Source organism: Kribbella sp. NPDC054772, from assembly GCF_053611945.1.
Window position 1 is genome coordinate 42,159 of the sequence record NZ_JBSHBJ010000039.1, and the last position, 19,412, is coordinate 61,570.

The window sequence follows — 19,412 nt, forward strand, 5'->3', positions numbered from 1 at the left end:
ACGGAGTCCGGAAAAGCCGGAAGGGGGGGGCCCCCCCGGCCCCGCCCCGCCCGACGCCCGGGCGAAGAACTGGTCGCGAATGTCCCCGACCACCAGCGCGATCGCGGGGTAGCGGCCGCGGGCGGTCGCCTGGGCGGCGAGGTTCGTGGTGTAGCCGACCCGCTCGGCCGCGGCCAGCACCCGCTGCCGGTACTCGTCGGCGACCTGCCGGGCACTGCCGTTCAGCACCCGGGACGCGGTCGACGGCGACACGCCGGCCTCGCGGGCGACATCGGCCAGTCGGGTGGTCACCTTCGGTTCGTTCGGCACGCCGACATGATATCCGCACAGGCGGGACAGCGCTGTCCCGATGCTTCTGCCCGGTCGAGGCGTCGATTCCCCGCGCTAATCGAGCATCTCGGAAATTACGGCGGGCAAGCGCTTGCCCAGATTGGTGCGATCGGCTAGCGTCCGGGGCCTCAGGTTTCCGGAACCCTCCCTCCCACGCTCGGTCAGGAGTTTCGATGAATCCACGCCCGTTTCGCCGCCGCTCGGCCGGCCTGATCACCGCCGCGGCGCTGCTCGCGGCCTCGCTCACCCCACTCACTCCACTCACTGCCGCCGCCGTCGGTCCCGATGCGGTCGCTGTCCTCGGCAGCACCCCGTCGTACTCCGGAGTCGTCCGGGCCTGGCCGGGGGACGCCGACAAGGACCCGGCACACGCCAGTACCGAGAAGGACGGCCGGCAGTGCTGGCAGCTGTCCGACGACCCGTACGTCCGCTACCTGTACGTCGACGTTGCGGCCGCGGCGATCCCGGCCGGCGCGGACCGCGCGCTGGTGACCGTCGACTACTACGACGCGGGTGCCACGAACATGGACGTCCAGTACGACGGCGTCAGCAACCCGTTCACCGGCTCGGCGAACCAGCCGCTGACAGGGAGCCGGACCTGGACGTCGCACACGTTCGAGCTGTCGAAGATCAAGTTCGCGAACCGGTCGAACGGCGCCGACTTCCGGCTGGACGTGAAGTCCGCCGCGGGCGCGATGCCCGACGTCTGCATCAGCCGCATCGCCGTGACGTTCACGGATCTTCCGCAGTTGGCGATCACCAACCCGGATCTCGTGTTCCGCCAGGGTGCGACCAGCCTGCAGTTCGCGACGCTCGCGTCCGCGGTGGACTACACGATCGGCGACGAGTACGGCGTCTCGCTACGGACCGGACGGGTGACGCCCGACGCGACCGGTCACGCGTCGGTACCGGCGAACGACCTAGGCCCGGGGTACTACACGTTGACGTTCTCGGGTGCGATCGGCGGTGAGCCGCTGAGCCGCTCCACCTCCTTCGGTGTCGTCACGCCCGGGCCGAAGGTCCGGGACCCGTTCTTCGGCGTCGACACGCACTTCGGGCACTACACCGGCTTCGAGGACGGGCTGGCGCAGGCGATGGCCGACGTCGGCTGGGCGCAGACGCGCTCGGACATCAGCTGGTCGGCGGTCGAGACCGCGCCCGGGACGTACAACTTCGCGTCGTACCCGTTCGACGCGCGCGCCCGCCAGGCCAAGGCGCTGGGTCTCTCGCCGATGGGGAACCTTGCCTACAACAACAAGTTCTACGACGGCGGCCGGACACCGAGTACGCCGGAGGGCCTGGCCGCGTTCGGCCGGTACGCGAAGGCGGCGGCGCAGTTCTACGCGCCGGTGACGAACGACTTCGGCATCTACAACGAGTTCAACGGGACCGGGTTCAACAACGGGGCCTGCGGGATCACACCGGCCTGCTACCTGGACATGCTGAAGGCGGTGTACGCCCCGATCCACGAAGGCAATCCGAACGCGAACGTGATCGGCCCGGTGACCGCGGGGATCGACAAGACCTGGCTCGACCAGTTCTTCGCGCTCGGCGGACTGGAGTACGTCGACTCGTTCGCCGCCAACATGTACGGCTACTCGAGTCTCGGCCCGAACACGAACCCCGAGAAGACCGTCCTGACCAAGGAACTTCCCGCGCTCGTGCAGCAGATCCACACCCTCGACGGCGGCCGGAACATCCCGGTCTGGATCACCGAGAACGGCTGGCCGACGCACACCGCCGGCTCGACCGAACCGCAGCAGGCCGACGACCTGATCCGTGCCCAGCTGCTGGCCAAGGCCGCCGGCGTCACCAAGTACCTGTGGTACGACGCGATGGACGACGGCAACGATCCGGGTGAACGCGAACACCGCTTCGGGCTGTTCCGGCGGCCGAATGACGGGGTCCTCGGGGTGGCACCGAAGCCCGGCGCGATCTCGAACGCGGCGCTGATCCGGATGGTGTCGGGCAAGACCCAGCAGGCCCGCGAGGACCTCGGCTCGGCGACCGCCTACAGCTACCCGTACGTCGGCGGCGGCGAGACGACCCGGGTGCTCTGGTCGACGGGGTCCGAGCAGGTGCAACTGACCGCGGACCGTCCGTTCCGGCTGACCGACCAGTTCGGGGCGGCCCGGACGATCACGCCGCACGACGGCAAGGTGACGTTGACGCTTGACGCCAGTCCGGTGTTCGTGAGCGGCGCGGTGCGGCATGTCGCGGCCGCGCAGTCGCCGCTCGGCATCTCGGTCGGGGCGAGCGCGGTCGCGGGTGACGACGTACCGGTGACCGTCACCGCGGATCGGACCAAGCCCGGGACCGGTCTCCCAGCGAAACTCGTGGCCGGCGGTGCGGAACTGGTGACCGCGCCCGGGAGGAAGACGTCGGTCACCGTACAGTTGCCGGCCACAACCGTTCTGGGCGAGCGGTCGGTAGCAGTTGCCGTCAGTACCGAAGACCGGCAACTGGTGGCGAGCCTGCGCTCGGCGACGACCGTGGTCGAACCGCTCCTGGTGAGCGCGGAGCCGGTCATCGGCGACGGATACGGCCTGAAGGTCACCCTCACCAACAACCGCTCACGTGCCGTCACCCCGACCGCGATCCGGTACGCCGTAGGCGCAGTCAGCGGATCGGCTTCCGCCTCCGAGATCCCGGCGCGCGGCACCGCGACCGTGACGCTTCCGGTCAGTGCGGTGAGCCTCTTCGACAACGTGGCTTATCGGGTGATCGTGGACGCGAAGACGCTCAGCGGGACGGTGTCGTACTCGCCGATCGAGCCGAACGCGGCGCAGACGCTCGCGCCGATCGACCTCGACAAGCAGAGCAGGTTCGTCGCGATCCGCGGCGGGACCCGGACCGGCCCGGCCGATCTCGGCGGGACCGTGCGGTTCACGCACACCCCGTCGTCGCTGGTGGTCGACGCGAGGATCACCGACGACATCCATTATGGTGCCCGGAGCAACGACCTGCTCTGGCAGACCGACTCGATCCAGTTCGACACGTACGACCGGTTGCCGACGGTGCTCGGCGGTCAGCGCGTCGAGATCGGCGCGGCCCTGCTCGACGGCGGCCCGGCCGTGTACACGTTCGCCGCACCGACCGGCCAGAACCTCGGCCCGACCCCCGGTGCGACCGCCGACATCACGCGTACGACCGGGGTCACGACGTACCATCTCGTGATTCCGTGGACCTCCCTGGGCTTCACCGGTCCACCGGCCGGCGTTCTCGGGCTCTCGTTCCTTGTCAACGACGACGACTCCGGCGTGAACGGCGACGCCCGCAAGGGCTGGCTCGAATGGGGCGCCGGCGTCGGCAGCGCGCCGAAGAACCCCGCGCTCTTCCGTACTGCGCAGGTCGTCGGATGAGGCGCGCACTGGTCGCCGTACTGGCGCTGGCCGTGGGGGCGTTGGGCCTGCCAACGCTCCCGGCACGGGCCGACGCCACGCCCGACCTGTCAGTGCTGAATCCGAGCCTGCTGTTGACTCCCACCACGGCGAACCTCGAGTTCGGTACCACCGGTGCCACGATCTCGATCGTGATCACGAATCCTCAGGGACAGACGGTCCGTACCGCATCGGTCGCGGGCGGCAGCGATGCGCAGCTGGCGGTCGGTGATCTCGGTCCGGGGTACTACACGCTGAAGTTCTCGAGCGTCGTCAACGGGCAGACGCTGACCCGGACGACGTCGTTCGGGATCGTCACGCCCGCACCGGCCGCCCGGGACCCGTACTTCGGCATCGACACGCACTTCGGGCACTACAAGGCACTCGAGGACGGGCTGATGAACGCGCTCGGCACGATCGGGTACGCGCACGTCCGCAGCGACCTCAACTGGTCGCTGATCGAGAAGACGCCGGGGGTGTACGACTGGGCGGGGTACAGCTTCGAGGCGAAGGCGCAACAGGCGGCGAGCCTCGGGATGGCGCCGCAGGGAGTCCTTGCCTACAGCAACGCCAACTACGACGGCGGGAAGACACCGAGCTCCGCTGCGGGACTGGCTGCGTTCGGCGCGTTCTCGAAGGCGGCGGCCGCGCACTACCGGGGCGAGGTCGAGGACTTCAACGTCTACAACGAGTTCAACGGGACCGGGTTCAACAACGGCGCGTGCGGTACGACGCCGGCGTGCTACGTGCAGATGTTGCAGGCGACGTACGGGCCGATCCACGAGGGCAACCCGGACGCGAACGTGATGGGGCCGATCACATCGACGATCGACGACGCGTGGAACAGTGGGTTCCTGGCGGCCGGTGGGATCAACTACATCGACACGTTCGCCACGAACGTCTACGGCTACGCGCTCGAAGGGGCCAACACGATCCCCGAGCACACGCTGCTGGTGTCGAAGCTGCCCGCACTCGTCCAGCAGGTGCGGCAGGCCGCCGGCGCGCGGAAGGTGCCGGTGTGGATCACCGAGAACGGGTGGCCGACGTACGCGCCCGGATCGACGGAGCCGCAGCAGGCCGACAACCTCGTTCGCGCGCAGGTTCTGGCGAAGGCCGCCGGCGTCGACGTCTTCTCGTGGTACTCCGCGATGGACGACGGCACCGACCCGGCGAACCGGGAGCACCACTTCGGCCTGTTCCGGCAACCGGTGGACGGAGTGGCGGGCGTCGCCCCGAAGCCGGGCGCGATCACCAACGCCGTACTGATCCGGGCCGTCGGCGGCAAGACCCTCGGCGCCCGTGAGGACCTCGGCTCGTCGACTGCGTACTCCTATCCGTACTCCGGCGCGTCGACGACCCGGGTGATGTGGTCGACCGGTAGCGAGAACGTGACGCTCCGGGCGTCCGGACCGCTGACGATCACCGACGAGTACGGCGGGACGCGGACCCTGACGCCGAGCAACGGGTCCGTCGTACTCACACTGACCGCGAGTCCTGTCTACGTAACGGGAGCTGCATCGTGAACGTGCTGGTCGAAGGGGCGTATGCGACGTACCCGCACAACAACGGCTATTGGCACGGTGGTGTCGCGTTGGTGCGGGAGAGCGGGCGGGGGTTCGAGGTCGTCGGGGTGGGACTCGACGGGGCGGACCAGGTGGTGTTGCTGGAACTCGAAGGTGACGGCGCACCGCCATGGATCGACATCGCGTCGGAGTCGGAGACGTTGATCGCGCCGTGGCAGAACCGGCTGGTACTGAAGGAGTTGCGGGAGGCCGGGGCGGCGCGGGTCGCGTACACCCCGCCGGACGGGTCGACGATGGACGGGCTGGTGGGGGTGTCCGCGGACGGGCGGCGCGCCGTCAGCGTTCTGACCGCGGGGGAGGAGCGAACGCTGGTCGAGATCGATCTGGCGTCGGGTACGGCGGAGCCGCTGGTCAGCGTGGATTGGTGGGCGAACCATGCCCATTACTGTCCTGCCGACGAGCAGTGGGTCGCCTTCTCGCACGAGGGTTCTGCCACCACGATCCATGACCGGGTCTGGGCGTATCACCCGGTCCACGCCCCCAAGGGCATCGCCGTCGCCGACCAGTTCGCGATGTCCACCGAGCCCGGCCGACCCGTTGCGGTCGGGCATGAGCGGTGGATGTTCCATCGGCCCGGTCTGCTGGTGGTCGCGTACGGCGAGAGTCCGGTGGGGCCGCGTGGTCTGTGGGAGGTCCTACCGGATGGGGCGGCCCGGTTGGTCAGCGCGGGCGACCGGGACTGGCACTGCGGCATCAGCCGCGACGGCCGATGGGCAGTCGTCGACACCAGCGGACCCGCAGACACTGCCGGCCGAGGCTGGCACAACGCCGACCACCACTCCTCGATCGTCGCCATCGACACCCGAACCGGCGAACGCACCACCCTCGCCACCACCACCCACGAAACCCATCCCTACCACCCCCACCCCTCCGTCACCCCGGACGGCCGGTCGGTGGTCTTCAACCACATCGGACCGACCGCCCGAGGGGCGGCCGTCGTAGACCTGCCGTCCAACGCCGACTGGACTTGAGAGGCCAGGTTTTGAGGCTGGCCGCGGCGGTGCCGTTCTCGGCGAAGAACGTGACGCCGCGGCTGGTCGGGTCCGCGAAGATCTGGTCCGTGAGCTCACCGTTGACGAGGTCGAGCGGCACACCCTTCACATCCGCGATGGACGAACTGAAATCGACCGCCCAGGAGTGCACATGGGGACTCCTGTCAGCGGTCGAGGGTCCAGAAGTGGGCGTTGGGTGGTGCTTCGACGTGCCAGGTAGGCGGTGTGGTCGGGTAGACGCGGGTGCTGAGGACACGGCCGGCACTGGTGAAGACCTCGAGCACCGAGCCGTCGAGGAAGATCCGGGCGGCGGGACGCCCGGACGAAGGATCGAACGCGTCGGACACGCGCATCCGGTCGCGATGGGCGTACGGCGAGAGGCTGGCCTCGGTGCGGTCGATCGTCAACATGTCGGCGGTCAGCTCGATCACCACTCGCTCGTGCTCGCCGAAGCGGATCACCACCTGCCCCGATCCTTCCGGTACGGCGATCTCGCACTGCGGGCCCGTCGTACAGCCGTCGGCCGGTACGCCGGGGCCGGTGCGGAGCGAGTCGACCGTCGGAACCGGCGCGCTCCGGACCGACGAGTCGGCGCCGAGCCAGACGGCCCGAGGCAGCGAGATGACTCCTGCCCAGCCGTCCCACCCGTCGCGGTCACGCCCCTCGGTCAGCCACCCGAACAGCAGCGGCCCGAACCGGCTGTCGCGCATCGCCGACGCGGCGTAGAAGTTCGTCCCGTGATCGACGCGCCGCGGCACCGCCGGCGCGTCGACGTCGAACGACAGCACCTCCGCGGGACCTGCCTCCGGCGACCAGGATGCGACCACCGCGATCCGGCGGCCGTCGAGCGTCAGCAGCTGTGGGCACTCCCAGGCGGCGCCGGTGTCCTCGCCGCCCGCGACACCGCGGGGCAGTTCGGCGAGCGGGCCGGCGTACGTCCACTCCTGCAGGTCGTTCGACCGGTAGAGCGTGATGCTCGCGCCCCGGTCGGTGTACCCGGCACCGACCGCGAGCCACCAGCTCCCGTTCTCCGTCCAGACAAAGGGATCGCGGAACATGAGCGCGTCGTCCACCGGATCCGGGACCACCTGCCGCGCCGGTCCGAACGACGCGCCGCCGTCCTCCGACACCGCGGTCAGTACGGACTGGTAGGGGCGTTCGTCGATCCGGCCGGAGTAGAACGCCCGGATCCGCCCGTCGTCGAGGATCGTGTTGCCGGACCAGCAGCCGTCGGTGTCCGGCCCGCCCGGCTGCGGCGTCATCGCCGGGCGGTGCACCGTCCAGCGTACGTAGTCGGTCGAGGTCGCGTGCCCCCACTCGACCGGCACGTGCATGTCCACGGTGGACCGCGACTGGAAGTACAGGTGTACGTCGTCTCCCACCTCGATCGGTCCGTTCGGGTCGTTCAGGTACCCGCGCGACGGGCGGACGTGGTACGCCGGGCGGAGATGCGCGACGGCACCGATCGTTCGCGGGTCGGACCGGGTCTGGGTCACCGTGATGCTCCTGCCGTGATGCCTGCGATGAAGTACCTCTGGGCGAAGACGAACAGCACTACGCTCGGCAGAATGGCCAGCACGACGCCGGCCAGCACCACCGAGATCGAACCGGTGCCGAGGTTGCCCTGCAGCCCGACCAGCCCCAACGGCAGCGTGAAGTTGTCCTGGGTCTGCAGGAAGATCAGCGGCCGGTAGAACTCCGCCCAGAAGCCGGAGAAGTTCAGGATCGCGAGCGTCGCGATCGCCGGACCGGCCATCTTGGCGTAGATCAGCAGGAACGTCTGGAAGTGGCCGGCGCCGTCGATCCTGGCCGCTTCGCCGAGCTCCTTGGGCATCTGCAGGAAGTACTGCCGCATCAGGAAGGTCCCGAACGCGCTGCCGAGTGCCGAGACCACCAGCGAGAGCGGGCTGTCCGAGAGTCCGAGGTACCGGACGATCACGAACACCGGGATGATGATCGTCTGCAGCGGCACCATCATGGTGGCCAGGAAGATCCCGAAGATCACCGACCGGCCCGGGAAGGTGACCATCGCGAACGCGTAGCCGGACAGGGTGCAGGTGATCGTCTGGCCGACCACGATCAGCCCGGTGACGACCACGCTGTTGACGAAGAACCGGCCGATCGGGATCCGGTCGAACACCGCGCTGTAGTTGGAGAAGTCCGGGTGCAGCGGGAACCACTGGGGTGGGTTGCTGAACGCCTCGGCGGGGGTCCGCAGTGAGGTGGTGACCGTCCAGAGCAACGGGCCGAGGGCAACCATCGCGGCGAGCGCCAGGATCACCAGGCCGCTGATCCGGCCGATCCGGGCGAGGGTCGTGGTGGAGTGCGTCATTGGTAGAACACCAGCTTTCGTGCCGCGAGGAACTGCAGCCCGGTGATCGCCAGGATCGCCGCCAGCAGCACGATCGCGATCGCCGAGCCGTAGCCGAACTGCAGGTTCTGGAAGCCCTTCTGGTACATCGAGATCGTCACCGTCGTGGTCGCCGATCCGGGGCCGCCCTTGGTCATGATGTACGGCTGGTCGAACAGCTGCATCGCGTTGATCAGTGCAACGACCGCGGCGAACAGGATCGTCGGACTGATCAGGGGCAGCTTGATCCGCAGCAACGTGCGCACCGCGCCGGCGCCGTCGATCTGCGCGGCCTCGAGGACATCGGTCGGGACCGACATCAGTGAGGCGACGAAGAGCACGAACGTGAACCCGACCTGCTGCCAGACCGCGATCAGCACGATCGTGGTGGCCGCGCCGAAGCCGCTGGTCAGCCACGGCACGTTCGGGATGCCGAGCAGCCCGAGGTAGTAGTTGACGACGCCGAACTTGTAGTCGAACAGGTAGCCCATGAAGATCGACACGGCTGCCGTCGAGGCGAGCAGCGGCAGATAGAACGCGGTCCGGAACACCGTCCGGGCCCAGATCCGCCGGCGCTGGTTCACCAGCACGGCGAGCCCGAGCCCGATGGTGAGCTGGAGTACGACGATCGCGACCGCCATCCCGAGCGTCACACCGAACGACTTCAGCACCGGCCCGTCGGTGAACAACCGCTGGTAGTTCTCCAGGCCGACGTACCGCGGGTTCGAGATCACGTCCCAGGAGAAGAACGACAGACCCAGCGACGCGACGATCGGGATCGCGGTGAAGACCGCGACGAACAGCACCGACAACCCGATCATCGCGAAGCCGAACGGCGCCTCGCCGTGCGCGGCCGGATGACTGCGCCGCTTGACGACGGTCTCGCGCACCTCCGCGGTGACGGCGGTCATCAGCCGGCCCCCGCGGCCTTCTCGAGGTCGGACTGCAATCCGTCGAGCGCCGCCTTCGCGTTCCCGGACGAGATCGCCTGGGTGGTGCGCTGGTTCAGCGCGGTGGCGAGCGCGTTGTAGTACGGCGGGGCCGGGATCGGCGCCGTATCGGGATGCTTGGTCAGCGTGTCGTAGAAGACCGGCCAGTGCTTCGGCCCGGTCTTGGCGTACCGCGCGGCCGTCACCAGGGACTTGCGGCCGGGCGTGGTCACGTTGCCGGGGAACACCAGGTCGAACGTCTCCGGTTTCACCAGCAGCTTCAGGACCTCCCAGGCCAGGTCCTTCTTCTTCGACGACTTGAAGATCGCGTACCCGCCGGCGCCGAACAGGTGCCGCTGGCTCTTCCACTTCGGGAACATCGTCACGTCGAAGCTGCCGCTCTTCATCCCGGCGTTGGTCAGCCCGCCGGCCCAGAACCCGCCGCCGATCGACATCCCGATCCGGTTCGACGCGAACAGGCCTTGCAGCGTCCCGCCACCGCCGACGTCGGGCGACGGTGACAGGCCCTTCTTGGTCAGCTCGATCATGTAGTTCAGCGACTCGACGACCGCGTCGGAGTTGGCGGTCGGTGCGCCCCACTTCCAGCCGCCCTTGCGACCGGCGGCCGCCGCGTCACCGGCGTACGCCTTGCTCCACAACCAGTCGCCGCCGTCGTACTTGCCTTCCTCGAGGAGGTTGGCGTTGTTGGCGTACATGAAGGAGGTCCAGCTGCCCCAGAGGCGGACCACCCAGCCGAAGGCGTTGATGCCCTTGAACTTGGCGATCTTCGTCGCGGCCGCCTCGAAGTCCTCGAGCGTCCAGTCCTCGCTCGGCGGTACGACGCCGGCGCGCTGGAACAGGCCCGTGCTGTAGAACATGTTCCCCGCGTTGAAGCTGTCCGGCAGTTCCCACAGGTGACCCTGGTACATCATCGACTCGACCAGGGCGGGGTGGATGTCGTCGAAGTACTCCTGCAGGGCGGACAGGTCCTTGGTGACGTAGTCGTCGAGCGGGACCGCGAGCTCCTTGGAGGCCATCAACTGCAGTCCCTCGGTGGCGACGCTGATGATGTCCGGCGGGGTGCCCGCGGCGATCTGGGTGAGCACCTTGGCCAGGAAGTCGTTCCAGTCGGTGCCGTTGATCGCGGAGATCTCGAATTTGATCGCGGGGTCCAGCTTGCTGATCTGCGGTTGCAGCCTGTTCTGCAGTTGCGTGGCCTGCGCCTGTTCACCGAAGTACAGCATCTTGAGCGACTTCGAGGAGCCGCCGCCGCTGTCGTTGCTGCACGCGGCCAGATCGGCCAGGGCGGCCAGCCCGAGGCCACCCGCACCGGCCTTCAGCAGGGTGCGGCGGGCGAGCGGGAAACCGGGCGGATGGATTCGGTTCATGGGGATTCCTCCTTGACCGCTGGGCGGCCCGGCGTGCCGCCCAATACGTATTGACCCGGGACCGTAGCAGCGGTGTACGGTGGTGCGCAATACGTATTGGTGCCTGCTCTGGTATGAATACTGCGGTCGCCAACCGTGAAGGGGAGCCCATGGCGAAGCAATCGGCGGACCGGCCGAAACGGGTCACGATGACCGATGTCGCGCGGCGTGCGGGCGTGTCCCAGCCGACCGTGTCGTTCGTGCTGAACGACCGCCGCGACGTCGCGGTCGCGTCCGAGACCCGGCGCCGCGTGCTCGAGGCCGCCGCCGAGCTGAACTTCGTGCCGAACCGGGCCGCGCAGCAGCTGCGCTCGAACCGATCGTTCACGATCGGCGTGGTCACCAGCGGGATCGTCTCCCAGCCGTACGCCGGTCTGATCGTGCTCGGGATCCAGCAGGTCGTGCAGCCGGCCGACTACGTCTGCATGGTGGTCGACACCACCGACGACCCGGAGGAAGGTGACGCCGCGGTCGCGAGCCTGCTCGCGCAGGGCGTCGGCGCGATCCTGTACGCCTCGCCGTCACCGAAGCCGTTGCACCAGAGCCCGCGGCTGAACGGGATCCGGACGATCTTCATCAACTGCTGGCCGGAGGAGGGCAAGGCCGACACCGTCCTGCTCGCCGACGAGTACGCCGGTGGCCGGGCGGCGGCCGCGGCGGTGTTCGAGCGGGGGCATCGCGAGGTAGCGTTCCTCGGGGGCCCACGCAACGAGTACGCCTGCAAGGAACGGCGGCGCGGTTTCGCCGACGCCGCCCGGGCGGCGGGTCTGCGGCCGGCCGACCTGCTGCACCGGTACGGGACCTATCAGATCGGATCGGGGTACGACCTGGCGACCGAGGCAGTCGCCGAGCACGGGTCGACCGCGCTGGTCTGCGGGAACGACCGGATGGCGATCGGCGCCATGCTCGCGCTGCACGACCTGGGGCTGAACTGCCCGAAGGACGTCAGCATCGTCGGCTTCGACGACCAGCCGGACGTCGCGGACCAGGTGCGGCCGCGGTTGACGACCGCCGCGTTGCCGCATCTGCTGCTGGGACGCCGGGCCGGCGAGCTGGTCCTGGCCGGGCCGGAGGACGCGCCCGAGCGGGTCGTGATCGGGTGCGACCTGATCGAACGCGACTCGGTCGGGCACCCGCCCCGACGTACCCCTCGACCGAGGCAGCGCGCATGAGCCTGCATTGGCGGCCTTCGCAAGGGTTCGTCGGAGACGTGATCCCGTTCAGTCATGACGGGCGGGTCTGGTTGTTCTACCTGCTCGACCTGCGGCCCGACGATCCGACGGCGGGGGAGAGCGGGATGCCGTGGGCGTTGGTGTCGACGACCGACTTCGTGCACTACACCGACCATGGCGTCGTACTGCCCGGTGGCGATCGCGACGCGGAGGATTTCGACTGCTACACGGGCAGTGTGGTGTACGACGGCTCGCAGCTGCATCTGTTCTACACAGGCCACAACCCGCGGCGGCGCGGTCTCCAGTTGGTGTGCCATGCGACGAGTGACGGCGATCCGACGCGGTGGACCAAGCGACCCGAGCTGACCTTCGGCGCACCGGACGGCTTCATACCGCAGGACTGGCGTGATCCCTTCGCCTACCGCACCGCGGTCGATGAGCCCTGGCAGATGGTTCTGGCCGCTCGGTACGACGACGCACCGAATCGCCGCTGTGGCGTCGTCGCGAGATTGACGTCGACCGATCTGGAACAGTGGACGCTCGCGGAGCCGCTGTGGGAGCCGCACCGGTTCATCACGCAGGAGTGCCCGGACGTCTTCCAGTGGGGCGACTGGTGGTACCTGGTGTACTCCGAGTTCACCGACGCGTTCCAGACGCGGTACCGCGTTTCGCGTGGCCCGGACGGCCCGTGGCTCGCGCCGGGTCGGGACACGGTCGACGGGCGCGCGTTCTACGCGGCCAAGTCGGTCGAGCACGACGGGCGGCGCTTCTTCATCGGCTGGATCCCCACGAAACAAGGGGATGCGTGGCAGTGGGCCGGAGATCTCGCCGTCCTCGAAGCGCATCAGGAGGCCGACGGGACGCTGGCGTTCGGGCTGCCCGCGGAGGTTGTCGCGGCGTACTCCGAGGTGCAGCAGGTGAAGCTCTCCGGTGACCCGGGGCGCGGGGCGATCGATCGGTACGCCGCCTGGGTGGGCGACGTGGCGCCGGCGGAATGCCTTGTGTCGCTGACCGTTGACGTGGACGCGGGGACGCAGTCGTTCGGGGTGCTGATCCATGCGAGCGCGGATGGCGAGGACGCCACGATCGTGCGGCTCGAGCCGCAGCGGGATCGGGTCGTGCTGGATCGCTGGCCGCGTGGCCGGACCGGGCCGGCGCAGTGGCAGGTGCGGGGCGACGTACCGCAGGAACTTGAAAGGGCTTGTCCGTTGCCGCCTGGCCGGCACGCGGTGCAGGTGCTCCTGGACGGACCGACCGGGCAGGTTGTGGTTGACGACCGGGTCGCGCTCAGCTTCCGGGTCGAAAGCGCCGAGGGCGCCGGGCATCTCGGGCTGTTCGTGACGGACGGCGGCTTCGAGCTGATCGACTTCACGGTCGCTACGCGCTAGGTGGCCCTTCGGTGGGGTTACAGTGCAGCGCTCGGTCGGATCCGTGGAGGTCAGCGTGCGTCGTTTGGCTCAGGTTCTCGGTGGTGTGGTCGGTGCTCTCGGGTTGGTCGCGGGGAGTGTGCTTCCTGCAAACGCGGCCGGACCGAGCAGCGTCCGTCGTGTCGGTACGCAGAGTTTCGCGGATCCCGGCTTCGCGCATTTCGGCAACAGCTACTACCTGTACCGGACGGGCACCGGCTTCGGTGCGCGGTCGACGAGCGGCAGCGGCTGGTCCGCGATCCACAACTCGATGGCGTCCATCCCGGCCTGGGTCGATCACGGCTCGCCCCTGCTCTGGGCGCCAGAGGTCTTCCAGAGCAAGGACAGCCACGGGACTTTGTACGTCATGTACTTCACTGGGCAGTCATCCTCGCGGCACGTGCACTGCATCGGCGTCGCGACCTCTCGTCATCCGGCCAGCGGATTCGTGGGCGGTTCGAAGCCGGTCGTCTGCTCGCCGTGGGTCTCCCGTGGGTACGAGGCGATCGACCCGGCGGCGTACCGGGCCAAGGACGGCAAGCGGTACCTGATCTACAAGAGTGACTATCGCAACGCCTCCGGCTTCCAGATCCGTGCCGTTCAGATGGACACCCAGACCGGCACCCGCGTGGTCGGCAGCAGCATCGCGAAGGTCGTCAGCTCGTCCAAGATCGAGGGCCCGTCGGTGATCGCGCACGGTGGCAAGGTGTGGCTGTTCACGTCCCGCGGCGACTACATCAACTGCAGCTACAACACCGACGTCTGGTCCGCGAACACCTTCTGGGGCGGGCGTTTCACCCGCGTGAAGACCTTGATGAGCACCGCCTCGACGAAGCTCTGCGGCCCCGGCGGAGCCACCGTCATCACCGTCGGTACGACGACCCGCGTCGCGTTCCACGCCTACGTCGATGCCAACCACAACGGTGTGAAGGACTCGAACACCCGGCAGGCCTACACCGGCACGATCAAGTGGGACGGTGCAGGACGCCCGTACCTGGCTTGAGGTTCCTCAGCGCGCCTTGCGGGCGGCCTCGGCGACGACACCGGCCGCCACGTCGCGGAGTTTGACGTTGCCGGTCTGCGAGGTGCGGGCCAGGAACGTGAACGCGCGGTTCTGGTCGAGCTGGTAGCGCTCCATCAGGATCCCGATGGCGGTGCCGATCGTGGTCCGGCTCTCCAGCGCCTGCGACATCGTGATCTCCTGCCGGCCCCAGCCCAGCAGTACCGCGGTCCAGTCGGCGAACATCCCGGCGAGGTAGCGGGCGTCGGCGTCGAAGACCTGCGGTTCGTCGGCGTACAGGTTGAGGGAGCCGCGCACGTTGGGCGCGGCGCGGAACTGGAACGCCAGTTGTGAGTGCAGCCCGAGCGCGGCGGCCTTCGGGCCGTAGAGCGGCCAGCGCTGGTCGGTGGCCATGTCGTCGACCTGGACGACCGGTTCACTGAGGGCCGCCGCGATGGCCGGTCCTTCGCCGAGCTCGTGCTGGAGATCGTCGGCCTCGGCCACCAGCGGGTCGGTGGAGGCGAGCGTCTTGATGGTGTTGTCCTTGTTGGTCACCGAGACGCTGGCACCGGTGATCCCGGGGATCGTCCCGGCCGCGCTGGTCGTGATCAGCTCGAGCGACTCCTCGACCGTGACCGGCGTCCGCAACGTGTCGGCGACCGTGCTCATCATGCCGGCCAGCTCTGGGAGTTCCATCTGTCAACCTCACCTCGCACAGGCCGGCGACGCCGACCACTGCCCCTCATTGTGCGGTGTCCCGGCCCCGCGGCGCAGCAGCAGGTACGACGAGATGTCCAGGGGATCCAGAACGCGGCAGGATCGCTTATGATCTCGCCCGAGATTCAGCAGCGGGCCTTGGTATCGACCGGTCCATGTCCCGGACAGGAGTCCCATGCGATCGGATGGCGAGCGGGTCGTACGCCCGACGGCAGCCACGTTCGGCGACGTGGCGCTGCGGCTGCATTCGGCCCGGGAGATGAACGAACTGCTCGTGGTGACGGCCGAGCTGGCCGCCGAGATCTTCGCGTGCTCGTTGGTCGGAGCCGCGACCCTGAGCCGCGGCGCAACGCTGCTCGACGTCGCCGGTACGGCGGCCGGGTTCGTCCGTGACGAGGCAGCGGTACCGACGAGCGCCTGGCATCGCACACTCGCCGCGAGCGAGTCGCTCTCCGTGGACGTGTCAGTCGGTATCCGTGACGTGCCCGCCCTCGCCGCGGGTCTGACCGAAGCCGGCGTCCGTGGGCTGACCCACGTCCCGCTGGTGCCGGGGCGGGGCCGAGCCGTCGGTGTGTTGTCGCTGTACTGGACCGGAACGGCCGCCGATCAGGTGGATCTCCAGCGGTTCGCCACCCATGTCGCGCTGGCCATGGAGACGCTCTGGTACCAGCACCGCCTGCAGGCGTCGATCGAGTCGCACCGGGTGGTGAGCTCGAGCCTCGGGATCCTCATGGAGCGCTACGGCATCGACAGCCGCGAGGCGTACGACGTCCTCAGTCAGGTCTCGCTCGAGCACAAGGTCAAACTGCGCGACATCGCCGGCCGCGTGATCGACGATCAGGACCTGCTCGCCCCCGGCTGAGTGACCGCCGCGCCGCCGTACCGCTTGCCCGTGAGCCGTGGTGGTGATAGTTGTAACCGAGGTCGATCGGTTTAGCCAGCAGCCGTGAACAGGTTCCGCACGCCCGCGTGCGCTGAGCCGCCCGGACGTCTGCGCTCTGATCGAGCGGCGTCCCGGCAAGGAGATGCTGCGTCATGATCGACGAAGGTGCCGAACTCGTCATCCGGACCACCGATGCCGGTGCGTACGTGCTCGTCCAGGTGGTGGGTGACCTGGATCTGGAGAGCGCGCCGGCGCTCACCGAGGAACTGAAGGCCCGGCTCGGGGCGCGGCCGATCGTGCTGGACCTGGCCGGGATCGAGTTCATGGACTCCAGCGGGCTCGGGGTGCTGGTCGGGGCGCACAAGGACGCGGCGGCGCAGGGCGGGGCGCTGTTGGTCGCCGCGCCGGGGCCGCGGGTGCACCGGATCTTCAAGATCACCAAGCTGCACAAGGTGTTCGCGCTGTACGAGACGGTCGACGAGGCGGTTCGTACCGTCGACGGTGCGGCGGCGCAGGCCGTCGTACCGGGCTTCGAGATGGGGTCCCGTGAGCGAGGCTGACGGGATCGACGAGCTGCGACGCGTCGACCTCGACATCGCCGGTACGACGGCGGTTCGGCCGGAGCTCGCGGACGAGATCGGTCTGGCGATGACGGGTTCGCTCAACATGCGGCGGTCGGTGCTGCGGCTGCTCGACGGCGTGTGTCCCGAGGTCGCCGACTGGGCGGTGGTCGCGCTGATCAACCCGCGCGGCACTGGACTTCAGGTGTTCGGTGGAAACGACCTCGGGAGCGTGGTGACGGTGCCGCGGCGGCGGCTGGCCGGGAAGGCGCTCGAACGGGTGCTGGCGAACGGTCTGACCGAGCTGATGCATGTTGCGACCGCAGGAATCGAGGACGGACTCGCGAGTCTGGTGCCGCATCCGCAACTGCGCGAGGAGGCATCGTCGCTGCGACCGGCCGACGTACTTGCGACCGGTCTGACCGCGCGTGGCGCGACGCTCGGGGCGTTGATCCTGGTGCGCGGGCAGGGACGCGGGTTCGGCCCGGACGACATCGCGACGGCCGAGCGGATCGCGGCCCGGGCCTCGCTCGCGCTCGACTCCGCGCGGCTCTACGAACAGCGGGGGCAGATCGCCGAGGCTTTGCAGGACAGCCTGGTGCCTCCGCCGCTGCCGGAGATCCCGGGTGTGGCGCTCGGTGCGCGGTACCGGCCGGCGGCGGAGCAGTTGGACATCGGTGGCGACTTCTACGACGTGTTCGGCTCGGGCGGTGACTGGCTGATCGCGCTCGGCGACGTGTGCGGCAAGGGTGTCGAGGCGGCGGTCCTGACCGGCCGCACCCGGCAGAGCATTCGTACGGCCGCGCATTTCGAGCGCGATCCGGGGGCGCTGATGTCGGCGCTGAGCTCGGTCTTCCACAACGACGTCTCGAACCGGTTCGTCACCTTGGTCTGTCTACGGATCCGGTCCGGGGGCGAGGACGGGTTGACGGTGGACGTCGCGGTGGCCGGTCACGCCCCGCCACTGTTGGTGCGCTCCGGCGGCGAGGTCAGCGAAGTCGCGGCGGACGGCGCGGTACTCGGAGTCGTCGCCGACGAGGAGTACTCGACCGCCACCGTCCGGTTGGCGCCCGGCGATCAGCTCGTGCTGTTCACCGACGGTATCGAGGAAGCCCGCGGCGAGTCCGGGTTCTACGGCCACGACCGGTTACGCGAGCTGCTCGGCCGGTACGCCGGGGCGGGGCCTGACGTGGTGTGTGCCGCGCTCGAGCAGGACGTGGTCGAGCATCTCGCGGGACGGTCACACGACGACATCGCCGTACTGTCTGTCGGTTGTGCGGGGGCGAGCTTGTGACGGTAGTCGATCTCGGACCGGCGTTGACCGAGTTCCAGAGCGCGGTGGCGAGCACTGACAGCGTGGCGGCCTTGGCCGTGGTGGACGCAGCGCTCGCTAGCGGCACTGATCCGATCTCTCTGCTCACCGAGGTCGTCGGCGCTGCGCAGCGTGTGGTCGGCGAGAAGTGGCAGCGTGGCGAGTGGTCGGTGGCGGAGGAACATGCCGCGACCGCGGTGGCGATGTCGGCGACCGAGGCGATCGCTCGCGAGGTACGGCGCCGGCCCGTGGTGCGCGGCCGTGTGGTCGTCGCGTGCGCGGAACGTGAGTGGCATGCGCTGCCCGCGATGATGATCGACTGCGCCCTGCGTTCGGACGGCTGGAACACGACGCTGCTCGGCGCCTCCACGCCGGCGCTGCGACTGAGCCAGTACCTGCAGGACCTCGGCCCGGACGCGTTGGCGGTGAGTTGCTCGGTGCTCGGTTCGCTGCCGACCACGAGACGGTTCATCGAGGCGTCGAAGGCCGCGGGCATCCCGGTGCTCGTCGGTGGTCCGGCCTTCGGGTCGGACGACCTCCGCGCTCGTAGCCTGGGCGCCACCGCGTGGGCGGCCGACGCGAGCGATGCCATCGAGATCATGCGGACGATGCCGGCCGTGGTCTCGGCGGCCGCGCCGCTGCCCGCGGGCGAGGTCGCCGAGCAGGCCGCGCTCGAGTTGGCGCACTCGGGGCTGATCCTCGACCTGATGTCCCGCTGGCCGGGGAGCGGCTGCGATCTCGACCTCGACCTGGTCAAGGACTGCATCGAGCAGCTGCTGCACGCCGTCTGGGCGGCGCTGCTCACCGCCGACCCACGCCCGATCGCGCAGACCGTCTGGTGGGTGTCGGCACTGCTGGAGTTCCGCGCCCAGTCACCGACGTTGCTGGACGACCTGCGCAACGAACTGACCCGGACCCTTCGCGACTACCCGCTCGCAACGACGCTTCTCGATACGTCCTGGCCTTAGGGCGTGAGAGCTCGGGCCCGGGCCGCTTCGATGTCGGGAACGTGCTGTTCGGCCCAGAGCCGGACAGCACGCAGCGGACCGAGCAGGGAACGTCCGAGCGGTGTCAGGTCGTACTCGACCCGCGGCGGATTCTCGGCGTACTCGTGCCGGCTGATCAGTCCGTCGAGCTCCAGCGACCGCAGGGTCTCGGTCAAGACCTTCGGCGTGATGCCTTGGATGTGCGCCTTCAGTTCGGTGAACCGCCGCGGGCCGTCGTCGAGCGCGTTGACGACGAACACCGTCCAGCGGGCGCCGATCCGATGCAGCACGGTGCGGCTCGGACACGTCGCCGCCATCACGTTGTACGCCTTGCCCATCGGGGCCTCCCGGTTCCGTTGAAGATACCGGTATCAAATCCATACCG

17 protein-coding genes are annotated in these 19,412 nt (G+C 69.0%); 10 read left to right on the plus strand and 7 right to left on the minus strand.

All coding sequences use genetic code 11. The features are described 5' to 3' along the window. The coding region (locus ACWGID_RS36495) for a LacI family DNA-binding transcriptional regulator (protein ID WP_452203927.1) at window positions 1-309 on the minus strand (309 nt) is incomplete at its 3' end. Between the two features lie 194 nt (window positions 310-503). Here ACWGID_RS36495 and ACWGID_RS36500 point away from each other — a divergent pair. The 3 genes from ACWGID_RS36500 to ACWGID_RS36510 are packed head-to-tail and all read left to right on the plus strand — an operon-like array spanning window position 504 to window position 6,264. Continuing rightward, the gene (locus ACWGID_RS36500; protein ID WP_452203928.1) at window positions 504-3,692 is read left to right on the plus strand and encodes a hypothetical protein; all 3,189 of its coding nucleotides are present in this window, start codon (window positions 504-506) and stop codon (window positions 3,690-3,692) included. Then, window positions 3,689-5,233: a hypothetical protein gene (locus ACWGID_RS36505; RefSeq protein ID WP_452203929.1), complete on the plus strand. Its 1,545-nt coding sequence runs from the start codon at window positions 3,689-3,691 to the stop codon at window positions 5,231-5,233. Before ACWGID_RS36500 ends, ACWGID_RS36505 begins: the two co-directional genes overlap by 4 nt. Next, complete coding sequence (locus ACWGID_RS36510) at window positions 5,230-6,264, plus strand: hypothetical protein (protein ID WP_452203930.1); 1,035 nt, start codon at window positions 5,230-5,232, stop codon at window positions 6,262-6,264. The genes ACWGID_RS36505 and ACWGID_RS36510 overlap by 4 nt, the downstream gene beginning before the upstream one ends. Window positions 6,265-6,449: 185 nt before the next feature. Here the strand turns inward: ACWGID_RS36510 and ACWGID_RS36515 are convergent, their stop codons facing one another. Genes ACWGID_RS36515 through ACWGID_RS36530 form a run of 4 tightly spaced genes read right to left on the minus strand, consistent with a single transcriptional unit; the run spans window position 6,450 to window position 10,952 of the window. Then, window positions 6,450-7,781: a glycoside hydrolase family 32 protein gene (locus ACWGID_RS36515; RefSeq protein WP_452203931.1), complete on the minus strand. Its 1,332-nt coding sequence runs from the start codon at window positions 7,779-7,781 to the stop codon at window positions 6,450-6,452. Next, window positions 7,778-8,617 (minus strand): carbohydrate ABC transporter permease, encoded by an 840-nt coding sequence (locus ACWGID_RS36520; protein WP_452203932.1) that lies wholly within the window; start codon window positions 8,615-8,617, stop codon window positions 7,778-7,780. The genes ACWGID_RS36515 and ACWGID_RS36520 overlap by 4 nt, the downstream gene beginning before the upstream one ends. After that, window positions 8,614-9,546, minus strand: coding sequence for a carbohydrate ABC transporter permease (locus tag ACWGID_RS36525; RefSeq protein WP_452203933.1), 933 nt, complete (start codon window positions 9,544-9,546; stop codon window positions 8,614-8,616). Before ACWGID_RS36525 ends, ACWGID_RS36520 begins: the two co-directional genes overlap by 4 nt. Then, window positions 9,546-10,952, minus strand: coding sequence for an ABC transporter substrate-binding protein (locus tag ACWGID_RS36530; protein ID WP_452203934.1), 1,407 nt, complete (start codon window positions 10,950-10,952; stop codon window positions 9,546-9,548). The genes ACWGID_RS36525 and ACWGID_RS36530 overlap by 1 nt, the downstream gene beginning before the upstream one ends. A 149-nt stretch (window positions 10,953-11,101) precedes the next feature. On the opposite strand from ACWGID_RS36530, the gene ACWGID_RS36535 reads away from it, so the two are divergent. From ACWGID_RS36535 to ACWGID_RS36545, 3 genes are read left to right on the plus strand one after another with little or no spacing between them, the layout of a single operon-like run. After that, complete coding sequence (locus ACWGID_RS36535) at window positions 11,102-12,163, plus strand: LacI family DNA-binding transcriptional regulator (RefSeq protein ID WP_452203935.1); 1,062 nt, start codon at window positions 11,102-11,104, stop codon at window positions 12,161-12,163. Then, a complete protein-coding gene (locus ACWGID_RS36540) occupies window positions 12,160-13,551 on the plus strand; it encodes a glycoside hydrolase (RefSeq protein WP_452203936.1) in 1,392 nt (463 codons plus the stop codon). Before ACWGID_RS36535 ends, ACWGID_RS36540 begins: the two co-directional genes overlap by 4 nt. A gap of 55 nt (window positions 13,552-13,606) precedes the next feature. Then, complete coding sequence (locus tag ACWGID_RS36545; protein WP_452203937.1) at window positions 13,607-14,572, plus strand: family 43 glycosylhydrolase; 966 nt, start codon at window positions 13,607-13,609, stop codon at window positions 14,570-14,572. Window positions 14,573-14,578: 6 nt separating this feature from the next. On the opposite strand, the gene ACWGID_RS36550 is transcribed toward ACWGID_RS36545, so the two are convergent. Beyond that, window positions 14,579-15,265, minus strand: a complete 687-nt coding sequence (locus tag ACWGID_RS36550) for a GAF and ANTAR domain-containing protein (RefSeq protein WP_452203938.1) — start codon at window positions 15,263-15,265, stop codon at window positions 14,579-14,581. Between the two features lie 196 nt (window positions 15,266-15,461). Between ACWGID_RS36550 and ACWGID_RS36555 the strand changes: the two genes are divergently transcribed. From ACWGID_RS36555 to ACWGID_RS36570, 4 genes are all read left to right on the plus strand, one after another. Further along, a complete protein-coding gene (locus ACWGID_RS36555) occupies window positions 15,462-16,148 on the plus strand; it encodes an ANTAR domain-containing protein (RefSeq protein ID WP_452203939.1) in 687 nt (228 codons plus the stop codon). 173 nt (window positions 16,149-16,321) lie between these two features. Beyond that, entirely contained in the window at window positions 16,322-16,729 is a 408-nt protein-coding gene (locus ACWGID_RS36560) for an STAS domain-containing protein (protein WP_452203940.1), read from the plus strand. Further along, window positions 16,716-18,023, plus strand: a complete 1,308-nt coding sequence (locus ACWGID_RS36565; protein ID WP_452203941.1) for a PP2C family protein-serine/threonine phosphatase — start codon at window positions 16,716-16,718, stop codon at window positions 18,021-18,023. Before ACWGID_RS36560 ends, ACWGID_RS36565 begins: the two co-directional genes overlap by 14 nt. Next, window positions 18,020-19,009, plus strand: coding sequence for a cobalamin B12-binding domain-containing protein (locus ACWGID_RS36570; protein WP_452203942.1), 990 nt, complete (start codon window positions 18,020-18,022; stop codon window positions 19,007-19,009). Before ACWGID_RS36565 ends, ACWGID_RS36570 begins: the two co-directional genes overlap by 4 nt. Here ACWGID_RS36570 and ACWGID_RS36575 read toward each other — a convergent pair. Further along, window positions 19,006-19,365, minus strand: a complete 360-nt coding sequence (locus ACWGID_RS36575; protein ID WP_452203943.1) for a winged helix-turn-helix transcriptional regulator — start codon at window positions 19,363-19,365, stop codon at window positions 19,006-19,008. The genes ACWGID_RS36570 and ACWGID_RS36575 overlap by 4 nt on opposite strands. Window positions 19,366-19,412 lie beyond the last annotated feature (47 nt).

Bases quoted from the DNA above. Each gene is read 5' to 3' on its own strand.
- ACWGID_RS36500 (WP_452203928.1), top strand. From the start codon at position 504: ATGAATCCACGCCCGTTTCGCCGCCGCTCGGCCGGCCTGATCACCGCC.
- ACWGID_RS36505 (WP_452203929.1), top strand. From the start codon at position 3,689: ATGAGGCGCGCACTGGTCGCCGTACTGGCGCTGGCCGTGGGGGCGTTG.
- ACWGID_RS36520 (WP_452203932.1), bottom strand. From the start codon at position 8,617: ATGACGCACTCCACCACGACCCTCGCCCGGATCGGCCGGATCAGCGGC.
- ACWGID_RS36525 (WP_452203933.1), bottom strand. From the start codon at position 9,546: ATGACCGCCGTCACCGCGGAGGTGCGCGAGACCGTCGTCAAGCGGCGC.
- ACWGID_RS36530 (WP_452203934.1), bottom strand. From the start codon at position 10,952: ATGAACCGAATCCATCCGCCCGGTTTCCCGCTCGCCCGCCGCACCCTG.
- ACWGID_RS36535 (WP_452203935.1), top strand. From the start codon at position 11,102: ATGGCGAAGCAATCGGCGGACCGGCCGAAACGGGTCACGATGACCGAT.
- ACWGID_RS36540 (WP_452203936.1), top strand. From the start codon at position 12,160: ATGAGCCTGCATTGGCGGCCTTCGCAAGGGTTCGTCGGAGACGTGATC.
- ACWGID_RS36550 (WP_452203938.1), bottom strand. From the start codon at position 15,265: ATGGAACTCCCAGAGCTGGCCGGCATGATGAGCACGGTCGCCGACACG.
- ACWGID_RS36555 (WP_452203939.1), top strand. From the start codon at position 15,462: ATGCGATCGGATGGCGAGCGGGTCGTACGCCCGACGGCAGCCACGTTC.
- ACWGID_RS36560 (WP_452203940.1), top strand. From the start codon at position 16,322: ATGATCGACGAAGGTGCCGAACTCGTCATCCGGACCACCGATGCCGGT.
- ACWGID_RS36575 (WP_452203943.1), bottom strand. From the start codon at position 19,365: ATGGGCAAGGCGTACAACGTGATGGCGGCGACGTGTCCGAGCCGCACC.